10 protein-coding genes are annotated in these 9,064 nt (G+C 71.9%); all 10 read left to right on the forward strand.

The window, feature by feature from the left end:
• Position 1 precedes the first annotated feature (1 nt).
• From KME79_RS40960 to KME79_RS41005, 10 genes are read left to right on the forward strand one after another with little or no spacing between them, the layout of a single operon-like run.
• Complete coding sequence (locus tag KME79_RS40960) at positions 2-877, forward strand: branched-chain amino acid ABC transporter permease (protein ID WP_219551396.1); 876 nt, start codon at positions 2-4, stop codon at positions 875-877.
• Complete coding sequence (locus tag KME79_RS40965; RefSeq protein WP_219551398.1) at positions 874-1,902, forward strand: branched-chain amino acid ABC transporter permease; 1,029 nt, start codon at positions 874-876, stop codon at positions 1,900-1,902. The genes KME79_RS40960 and KME79_RS40965 overlap by 4 nt, the downstream gene beginning before the upstream one ends.
• Positions 1,899-2,699 (forward strand): ABC transporter ATP-binding protein, encoded by an 801-nt coding sequence (locus KME79_RS40970; RefSeq protein WP_148036166.1) that lies wholly within the window; start codon positions 1,899-1,901, stop codon positions 2,697-2,699. Before KME79_RS40965 ends, KME79_RS40970 begins: the two co-directional genes overlap by 4 nt.
• Positions 2,696-3,469 (forward strand): ABC transporter ATP-binding protein, encoded by a 774-nt coding sequence (locus KME79_RS40975; protein ID WP_219551400.1) that lies wholly within the window; start codon positions 2,696-2,698, stop codon positions 3,467-3,469. Before KME79_RS40970 ends, KME79_RS40975 begins: the two co-directional genes overlap by 4 nt.
• Before the next feature lie 2 nt (positions 3,470-3,471).
• Entirely contained in the window at positions 3,472-4,293 is an 822-nt protein-coding gene (locus KME79_RS40980) for a sulfurtransferase (protein ID WP_219551402.1), read from the forward strand.
• Positions 4,290-4,676, forward strand: a complete 387-nt coding sequence (locus tag KME79_RS40985) for a RidA family protein (protein WP_219551404.1) — start codon at positions 4,290-4,292, stop codon at positions 4,674-4,676. The genes KME79_RS40980 and KME79_RS40985 overlap by 4 nt, the downstream gene beginning before the upstream one ends.
• Before the next feature lie 13 nt (positions 4,677-4,689).
• A complete protein-coding gene (locus tag KME79_RS40990; RefSeq protein WP_219551406.1) occupies positions 4,690-5,304 on the forward strand; it encodes an SRPBCC family protein in 615 nt (204 codons plus the stop codon).
• Positions 5,304-6,176, forward strand: a complete 873-nt coding sequence (locus tag KME79_RS40995; protein ID WP_219551408.1) for an FAD binding domain-containing protein — start codon at positions 5,304-5,306, stop codon at positions 6,174-6,176. The genes KME79_RS40990 and KME79_RS40995 overlap by 1 nt, the downstream gene beginning before the upstream one ends.
• On the forward strand, positions 6,173-6,649 hold the full coding sequence (locus KME79_RS41000) for a (2Fe-2S)-binding protein (RefSeq protein ID WP_148036171.1): 477 nt from the start codon (positions 6,173-6,175) through the stop codon (positions 6,647-6,649). The genes KME79_RS40995 and KME79_RS41000 overlap by 4 nt, the downstream gene beginning before the upstream one ends.
• Positions 6,646-8,946 (forward strand): xanthine dehydrogenase family protein molybdopterin-binding subunit, encoded by a 2,301-nt coding sequence (locus KME79_RS41005; RefSeq protein ID WP_148036172.1) that lies wholly within the window; start codon positions 6,646-6,648, stop codon positions 8,944-8,946. Before KME79_RS41000 ends, KME79_RS41005 begins: the two co-directional genes overlap by 4 nt.
• Positions 8,947-9,064 lie beyond the last annotated feature (118 nt).

Raw genomic sequence — 9,064 nt, forward strand, 5'->3', positions numbered from 1 at the left:
CATGGATCTTTTCATCCAGGTCCTGCTCTCGGGGCTCAGCGTGGGCGCGATCTACGCGATCGTCGCCCTGGGCTTCGGCGTCATCTTCAACGCCACCGGAGCCATCAACTTCGTCCAGGGTGAGTACGTCATGGTCGGCGGACTCAGCGCCGCCATGCTCTACGAGGCGTGGGACGTCCCGATCTTCGTCGCGATCCTGGTCGCGATCGCGGTGACCACCGTGCTCGGGCTGCTGACGGAGATGGGGCTGCTCGGCTTCGGCCGCCTCCGGACGCCGGCCGCCATCACGATCGCCACGATCGCCATCGCGGTGATCGTCAAGGGCGCCGCGATGCTGATCTCGGTCCGCGACACCTATGCGCTGCCCTCGGTGCTCGGCTCGGAGTCGCTGCAGATCCTGGGCGCCTCGACCAGCCGGCAGACGATTCTCAACCTCGTCCTCGCCGTGCTGGTCGTGATCGCGCTGACGCTGTTCTTCCGGCGGACCAAGCTCGGCACCACCCTGCGCGCCGCCGCGGGAGACTCCGAGACGCTGCAGACGTTCGGCGTCTCCTACCGCACCACCGCCCGCTGGGCGTTCGTCATCGCGGCGGCCCTCGGCGCCGTGGCCGGCGCGGGCCTGGCCCCGCTGACCGTGATGTCGTTCGACTCCGGCACCCTGCTGGGTCTCAAGGGCTTCGCCGCGGCGATGCTCGGCGGTCTCGGCAACCCGCAGGGCGCGCTGGCGGGCGGCCTGCTGCTCGGCGTCGCCGAGGCGGTCGTGGCGGGATACGGGACGTCGGCGTACGCGGACGTGGTCGCCTTCGTGGTGCTGCTCGCGATCCTGACCTTCAAGCCGACCGGCATGTTCGGCACGGCCCGGGCGGTGCGCACATGAGCAGTCGTCTCAGCGCCTTGCCACGTTCCCTGGGCAGGACGAACTCCTGGGAGCTGTGGATCACGATCGGCCTCCTGCTCCTGCTCCCGATGCTGATGGCGACCGACTACGCGCTGCACATCTGGACCCGGATGGCGATCTACGTGATCCTGCTGACCGGCCTGAACTTCATCAACGGCATGGCCGGGATGATCTCCCTGGCCCAGGCCGGATTCTTCGGCCTCGGCGCCTACGCCGCCGGCATCGCGGCGGTGCGCTTCGACGTGCCGCCCGTCCTCGCGCTGGTCATCGCGCCGGTGGTGGTGACCCTGGCGGCGCTGCTGGTGGGCATGATGTCGATGCGCCTGAAGGAGATCTACTTCAAGATGGCGACCCTGGGCGCCGGGTTCGTGCTCTTCCTCCTCTTCGGGCGGATGGTCGAGCTCACCGGCGGGCCCAACGGCCTGGTCGGCATCCCGCCGTTCTCGCTGTTCGGCTTCGAGTTCACCGAGCCGATCGTGAAGTACGGCTTCGTCGCGCTGCTCGCCATCATCGGCGCGATCGTGGCCCACAACCTGCTGGTGTCGCGTACCGGCCGGGCGTTGCGGGCCTACGGCGCCTCGGAGCCCGCGGCCCTGGCCGCCGGCGCCAGCCCGTTCAAGCTGCGCCTGCTCGCGTTCGGCATGAGCGGCTTCTACGCCGGTGTCGCAGGGGCGCTGGAGGCCTTCGACTCCCGCTTCATCAGCCCCTCCACCTTCGACTTCATGATGGCCGTCCTCCTGGTCGTCGCCCTCGTGCTCTCGGGGGCGGGACGGATGATCGGCCCGATCCTCGGAGCGCTGCTGCTCACGGGCATCGAGGTGTTCGCCGCCGACTACGCCGACTACGAGCCGCTGATCATGGGCGTGATCTTCCTGATCGCCATCCAGCTCTTCCCCCGTGGCCTCGCGGGCGAGCTGGCCGCCCGCCGCGAGGACCGCCGCGAGCGGGCCAAGCGCGAGGCGGCCGAACAGGCCAAGCCGGACCAGGAGGTGGTGCGGGCATGAGTACGAGCGAGCGCCAGGGCCTGCGGGTCACCGGCGTGTCCAAGGCATACGGCGGCCTGCAGGTGCTGAAGGACGTGACGCTGCGGGCGCCGGCGGGATCGATCACCGCGGTGATCGGGCCGAACGGCGCCGGCAAGAGCACGCTGGCCAACGTCATCTCCGGCTTCGTCACGCAGGACGCCGGCCAGGTCTTCGTCAACGGCGCCGAACTGCCGGCCGGCAAGGCGGTCGCCCGCGCGGGCCACCGCCTGGGGCGGACCTTCCAGAACCTGGAGGTCTTCACCGGCATGACGGTGCTGCACAACGTCGCGATGGGAGCGTACTCCCGGCAGAAGGGCAGCCACCTGGGCGACCTGATCCGTGGCCCCCGGACCCGGCGCAACGAGCGGGAGGCCGAGGAGTCGGCACGGGCTCTGCTGCGCAAGTTCGGGCTGGAGCACCGGGCCGACTCCCTGGTGGAGTCCCTGCCCTTCGGCGAGGCGAAGCTCGTCGAGATGGTCCGCGTGCTGGCGATGGAGCCGGAGGTGGTCGTCCTCGACGAGCCCGCCGCCGGGCTGCCCCCGGCCAGTGCCATGCCGCTGGCCGAGACCATCGCCGGGATGGCCCAGGAGGGCATCGGGGTGCTGCTCATCGAGCACAACATGAAGCTGGTGATGAGCATCTCCGAGCACGTCGTCGTCCTCGACCAGGGACGGGTGCTGACCGAGGGTTCGCCGGCCGAGGTCCAGAAGGACCCGAGGGTGATCGAGGCGTACCTGGGCCCCGGCCACGCGAAGAGCGAGGAACTCACGCTATGAGCAGCATGGACACCAACACCCGGGCGGGCGTCCACGAGCGGGCCGGGGAGCACGACCAGACCCAGGGTCTCGTCGTGGAGGGCCTCACGGTCCGCTACGGCCGCGTCGAGGTCGTCCACGGCGTCAGCTTCCGCGCGCTGCCGGGCCAGGTCACCTGCCTGGTCGGGAACAACGGCGCCGGCAAGACGACCACCATCCGCGGCATACTCGGGCTCCAGCCCAGCGGGTCGAGGAAGGTCACCTTCCGGGGCGAGTCCCTGGCCGGGCTGCCCACCCACGCCATCGCACGGCACGGCATCGCGCTCGTGCCGGAGGGCCGCCGGGTCTTCGCCGACCTGACGGTGCTCGAGAACCTCCGGATGGGCGCGGTGCGGCGTCCCGGCGGCTGGCGGGACGCCGAGAAGCTCGGCGAGGTCTTCGACCTCTTCCCCGAGCTGAGGGAGCGCACTGACAGCAAGGCCGGTCTGCTCTCCGGCGGCCAGCAGCAGATGCTCGCGATGGGGCGGGCGATGATGGCCCGGCCCGAGATGCTCGTCCTCGACGAGCCGTCGATGGGGCTCAGCCCGGTGCTGGTCAACCGCATCTACGAGGCGCTGGTCGCGCTGCGCGCGCAGGGCTACACGATCCTGCTCTCCGAGCAGAACGCCAACCTGGCGCTCGAACTGGCAGACCACGCCTACGTCCTCGAAACCGGGCGGATCGTCGAGGAAGGCGCCGCCGCCGAACTCGCCCGCTCGTCGAGGGTGCAAGCGATCTACCTAGGAGCATGAGGATGAACCAGATCTACCTTGAGCCCGCGGCCCTGGCCGAGATGCTCGGCCGGCCGGACGTCCGGGTCGTCGACACCCGCGCCTCGCTCGCGGACGGACCCGGCGGCCGGGACATGTGGGCCGCCGGTCACGTCCCCGGCGCGGTGCACGCCGACTGGATCGAGGACTGGGGCACCACCGTCGACGGCGTCGAGGGGATGCTTCCTGAGCCCGAGGAGTTCGCCAAGGCCATGTCACGCCTGGGCGTCGGCAACGACACCCTCGTGGTCGCCTACGACGACAACTCCCTGTTCACCGCCTCCCGGCTGGCCTGGGCGCTGCTGCACCACGGCCACCAGCGGGTCGCGATCCTCGACGGCGGCTTCCCCGCCTGGCAGGCGGCCGGCCTCGAGGTCTCCACGGACCAGGCCGACAGCCGCCCGGAGCCGCGCGACTACCGCCCCGGCGCCCCGCGGGGGATGCGCCGGGAGATGGACGAGGTCCGCGCGCTGCTCGGCCGCGACGACGTGACGCTGGTCGACTGCCGGATGGAGGAGACCTTCGCGGCCTCCGAGGGGCGGATCCCCGGCGCCAACCGGCTCCCCTCCCCGAGCCTGATCGGGGAGGACGGCCGCTTCAGGCGCGGCGAGGAAGTCGCCCGGCTGGCCGCCGACGCCGGCGTGGACAAGGACCGCCCCGCGGTCCTCTACTGCGGCGGCGGCGTCTCCGCGGCCGCCGTGTTCATCGCCCTGCGCGACGCCGGCTTCAGCGACCTCGCCCTCTACGACGGCTCGTGGTCCGAGTGGTCCCAGCACGCCGACAACCCGATCCAGAGGCACGGATGAACCAGCGAAAGGGCCCGGCGCCGCTCGGCGCCTACGTCCAGACCATGACAGCGGCCGGCCTGTGCTTCGTCTCCGGGCAGGTGCCGGTCGACCGCAACGGCGACCACCTGCCCGCCGACGACCTGGTCGCCCAGGCCGAGCAGGTCTTCGCCAACCTGGAGGGCTGCCTGGCCGACGAGGGCCTGGCGATGTCCGACGTGGTGTCGATCACGACCTACCTGCGCGACGTCGCCGACGGCCCCGAGGTCTCGGCGGTCCGCGCCCGGTTCTTCGGCGACCACCGGCCCACCAGCACCGTCGTGGAGGTCTCCGGGTTCCTCAACCCCGCGTGGCGCCTGGAGGTCCAGGCGATCGCCGTGGCCCGCGAACCCGGCAGCGAGTAAGGGAGGAGTCACCGTGCGCATCGACAACCAGTTCGTCGTGCCCGCGACCCCGGAGCGGGCGTGGGAGTTCCTCACCGACCTGGGCCGGGTCGCCCCCTGCGTGCCCGGCGCCACCGTGGAGTCCGTCGAGGGCGAGGCGCTCACCGGCCGGGTGGCGCTGCGTATCGGCCCGATGAACATGACCTACACGGGTGAGGCCAGGTTCCTCGTCAAGGACGAGGTGAACAAGGTGGCCACCATCGAGGTCGGCGGCCGCGACGGCCGCGGCGGCGGCACGGTGAAGGCCAAGATCAAGGCCGGCCTGACCGAGGTCTCCGGCGGTACGCAGGTGACCCTGGCGACCGACCTGGGCCTCACCGGCCGAGTCGCCCAACTCGGGCAGGGGCCGATCAAGGACGTGAGCTCGAAGCTGATGCGCCAGTTCGCCGACAGCCTCGCCTCCAGGATCGACGAGCCCGCCCCGGCCGTCGGCAGCCCGGTCGCCCCGGCTGTGGAGGCCGAGCCGATCAACCTGCTCGACGGCTCGCTGGTGCCCAAGAAGCAGCTCGCCGGCGCGGCCGCGGGCCTGGTGGCGCTGGTCCTCGCCTTCCTCCTCGGCCGGAGCGTCGGGAGGAGGGAGACCCGCTGATGTCGGACGTACTCACCACGATGGCCTACGAGCGGGCCCGCAGCGTCCCCGAGGCGCTCACCCTGCTCGCCGAGGGCGGCGAGGACACCCGCCCGATCTCGGGAGGCCAGAGCCTGGTGCCGATGATGAACCTCGGCCTGGCCGCGCCCGCGTTCCTGGTCGACGTGTCAGGCATCCCCGCGCTGCGCACGATCGGCGTCGACGGCGGCCACCTCGTCGTCGGCGCGGCGGTCACCCACGCCGAACTGACCACCGACCCGCTGATCGCCGAGCACGCGCCGCTGCTCGCGACGGCCGCCGCCCACATCGGCAGCCGGCGGATCCGCAACCGCGGCACCATCGGCGGCTCGGTCTCCCACGGGGACGCGGCGGCCGAGCTGCCGGTGAGCTGCCACGTACTGGAGGCCGACTACCGGGTCGAGAGCCTGGGCCGCCAGGAGTGGCGCCCGGCGCGGGAGTTCTCGCTGGGCTACTACCAGACCGACCTCCGCTCGGGGGAGCTGGTGACGGCGGTCCGGATACCGCTGCGCCCGCGCCACGGGTGGGGCTTCCACGAGTACTCACGCCGCGCCGGCGACTTCGCCCTGGCCTCCGCCGCCGCAGGCGTCGCGCTGGACGGCGACCGGATCAGGAGCGCGGCCGTCGCCGTGACCGGCGCCGCCGACCGGCCGCTCCGGCTGGAAGCGGTCGAGCGACGGCTCACCGGTGTCACCGTCGCGGAGGCGGAGCGGGTGATGTCGGGCCTGGCCGCGGCTCTCGACGTCGCCGACGACCCGTACACCAAGGGTGCGGACCGGGCCCGGCTGATCGAGGCGATGGCGGTGCGGGCGGTCAGGGACGCCTGCGCCGACGCGAGGAGGGAACAGGCATGAGCCACGTCGAGACCCGGATGACACTCAACGGCAAGGAGGTCACCGGTCACGCGCCCGCCGACACCACGCTGGTGCGCTGGCTGCGCGAGCAGGCCCACGCCTACGAGGTCAAGGAGGGCTGCAACGAGGGCACCTGCGGGACCTGTACGGTGCTCGTCGACGGCCGGTCGGCGACCGGCTGCACCACCCTGGCGGTCCAGGTCGACGGCGCGCGGGTGGAGACCAGCGCGTCCCTGGCCGAAGGCGAGGAGCTGAGCCCGCTGCAGGCGAAGTTCTGGGAGACCGGCGCTTCCCAGTGCGGCTTCTGCACGCAGGGGATGCTGATGTCGGCCGTCGAGCTGCTCCGCTCCGGCGACGAGGTCACGCCCGCCAAGGTGCGCGAGCACCTGCACGGCAACCTCTGCCGGTGCACCGGCTACCAGGCGATCGTGGACGCCGTGGTCAAGGCCGCGGAGGAGGGGGCGACCCGATGACGGAGACGGTCCCGAGCCGCGCCCGGGAGACGACCCGCGTGGTCAACACCGAGGTGAAGCGGCAGGACTCGCGCGAGAAGCTGCTCGGCAAGACCCGCTACGCCGGTGACTTCGACGTCGCCGGGCAGCTCTACGCCCGGCTGGTCCGTTCGCCGCTGCCCTCGGCGCGGATCGTGGCCAAGGACGCGACCGCCGCGCTGGAGGTGCCCGGGGTCGTCACCGTGCTCTTCGGCGAGGACGTGCCCAACAACGAGATCCCGACCAACACCGCCGGGATCAAGGGGCGGCCGCTGCCGCCGTCCTGGGTGCTGGCCACCGAGCGGGTGCGCTACCACGGCGAACCGGTCGCGCTGGTGGTGGCCGAGAACACGCGGGCGCTGGCCGCCGCCGAGGCGCTGGTGGAGATCGAGTACGACGCGCTCCCCGTGGTCTCGGACCCGGAGTCCGCGCTGGAGTCCGGCTCGGCGCGGGTGCACGAGGGCGGCAACCTGCTCAGCGAGTGGAACATCGACCGCGGCGACGTCGACAAGGTGTTCGCCGAGGCGCCGATCGTGGTGGAGGGCCGCTACGAGGCGCAGGTCGTCGACCATGCCTACCTGGAGCCGGAGACCGGCATCGGGTGGCTGGACGACGAAGGCGTCATCAACATCAAGGTCTCCACGCAGGAGATCGAGCACTACCGGCGCATCGCGCACGTCGTGGGGCTGCCGGACTCCAAGGTGCGCGTCCAGGCGCCCTACCTCGGCGGCGGCTTCGGCGGCAAGGAGGACATGACCGTCGAGCCGTACATCGCGCTGGCGGTGCAGCGGACCGGCCGGCCGGTGAAGATGACCTGGAGCCGGCAGGAGTCGCTGACCGCGCGGGCCAAGCGGCACCCGGTGCGGATGAGCTACCGGACCGCGGCGACCGAGGACGGGCAGCTGCTGGCCCACGACATCGACATCGTCTCGGACGCGGGCGCCTACCCGCTGCTCAGCGGTTTCGTGCTGCTGTACATCACCCTGAACGCGGCCGGGCCGTACCGCTGCGACAACGTACGGGTGCGCTCGCGCGCGGCCTACACGAACAACACGCCGGGTTCGGCGTTCCGCGGGTTCGGCGGGATGCAGCCGGTGCTGGGCTACGAGGCGCAGATCGACAAGGTCGCCGACGCGGCCGGCCGGGACCGCGTGGAGGTCCGCAAACGCAACGCCTTCAAGACGGGCGACCGGATCCCCGCCGGACAGCCCATCGAGACCGCCGTGTGGCTGCCGCAGTGCATCGACGCGGTGATGGAGGCGATCGGCCCCCGGCCCGAGCCGTCCTCCCCCGAGCACCGGGTGGGTCTGGGACTGGCGTGCAACGTGCAGCCGTACGGGCGGGTGGCGTGGATGAACGACTCCGCCTCCGCATGGGTGGGCTGCGAGCGCGACGGCGGCGTCGTGGTGCGCTGCGGCGTGCCCGACGTGGGCGGCGGCCAGGTGTCGTCGCTGGCGCAGATCGCCGCCGAGGTGCTGGGCGTGCCGATCGAGAACGTCACGGTCCACTTCGGCGACAGCGCGCGCACCCCGCTGGCGGGACGGACCACGGCGACCCGGCAGCTCTACATGTCCGGCAACGCCGTGCTGTCGGCGGCCCGCGAGCTCCGCGCCCAGCTGGTGGCGGGCGTGGCGAAGGCGACCGGCTGTGCCGAGCACGACCTGACGCTCGCCGAGGGCGGCGTGCTCACGCCTGAAGGGGTGGTGCCGCTGGCCGAGGTCGTGGCGATGTGCCTGGCGAACGGCGTGGCGATCAACGCCATGAAGACGTACTTCGCACCCACCGCGAAGCCGGTGACCCAGCTGATCGACTCCGAGCGGATCGTCCCGGACTTCACCTTCGGAGCCCACGCGGCGTACATCGAGGTCGACACCCGGACCGGTGAGGTGCGGCCACTGCGCTACGTCGCCGCCCACGACGTGGGCCGGGCGATCAACCCGCTCAGCGTGCGCGGCCAGATCGAGGGCGCGGTCGTCCAGGGCCTGGGATACGCCCTGTCCGAGCGGATCGTGTACGACGAGGCCGTCAACCTCACCGGCGCCTTCTACCAGTACGCCATCCCGACGGCCGCCGACTGCCCGGAGATCGAGGTGAAGGTCCTGGAGTCCGGTGAGGGCGTGGGGCCGTTCAACGCGCGGGGCATCGGGGAGCCGCCGATCGGGCCGTGCGCGGCCACGATCGCCAGCGCGGTCGAGGACGCCGTGGGCGCCAGGCCCACCACCCTGCCGATGCTCGCCGAACGCGTGCTGAAGTGCGTCGACGAAGGGGGCCGGGCATGACACTCCCTGTGTCAACCTCAGGCAGCAACGAACTCGTTGAGCGCCGCTGCGGCGCCGTGTTTGGCGGGGTCGTAGGGGACACCGTCGAGCCAGCAGCGCCAGATCACGCGGATCCAGG

Origin of the sequence: Nonomuraea harbinensis (assembly GCF_019396385.1) — a bacterium.
In the GTDB taxonomy this organism is placed as follows: Bacteria; Actinomycetota; Actinomycetes; order Streptosporangiales; family Streptosporangiaceae; genus Nonomuraea; species Nonomuraea ferruginea.

Bases quoted from the DNA above. Each gene is read 5' to 3' on its own strand.
- KME79_RS40960 (WP_219551396.1), top strand. From the start codon at position 2: ATGGATCTTTTCATCCAGGTCCTGCTCTCGGGGCTCAGCGTGGGCGCG.
- KME79_RS40965 (WP_219551398.1), top strand. From the start codon at position 874: ATGAGCAGTCGTCTCAGCGCCTTGCCACGTTCCCTGGGCAGGACGAAC.
- KME79_RS40970 (WP_148036166.1), top strand. From the start codon at position 1,899: ATGAGTACGAGCGAGCGCCAGGGCCTGCGGGTCACCGGCGTGTCCAAG.
- KME79_RS40975 (WP_219551400.1), top strand. From the start codon at position 2,696: ATGAGCAGCATGGACACCAACACCCGGGCGGGCGTCCACGAGCGGGCC.
- KME79_RS40980 (WP_219551402.1), top strand. From the start codon at position 3,472: ATGAACCAGATCTACCTTGAGCCCGCGGCCCTGGCCGAGATGCTCGGC.
- KME79_RS40985 (WP_219551404.1), top strand. From the start codon at position 4,290: ATGAACCAGCGAAAGGGCCCGGCGCCGCTCGGCGCCTACGTCCAGACC.
- KME79_RS40995 (WP_219551408.1), top strand. From the start codon at position 5,304: ATGTCGGACGTACTCACCACGATGGCCTACGAGCGGGCCCGCAGCGTC.
- KME79_RS41000 (WP_148036171.1), top strand. From the start codon at position 6,173: ATGAGCCACGTCGAGACCCGGATGACACTCAACGGCAAGGAGGTCACC.
- KME79_RS41005 (WP_148036172.1), top strand. From the start codon at position 6,646: ATGACGGAGACGGTCCCGAGCCGCGCCCGGGAGACGACCCGCGTGGTC.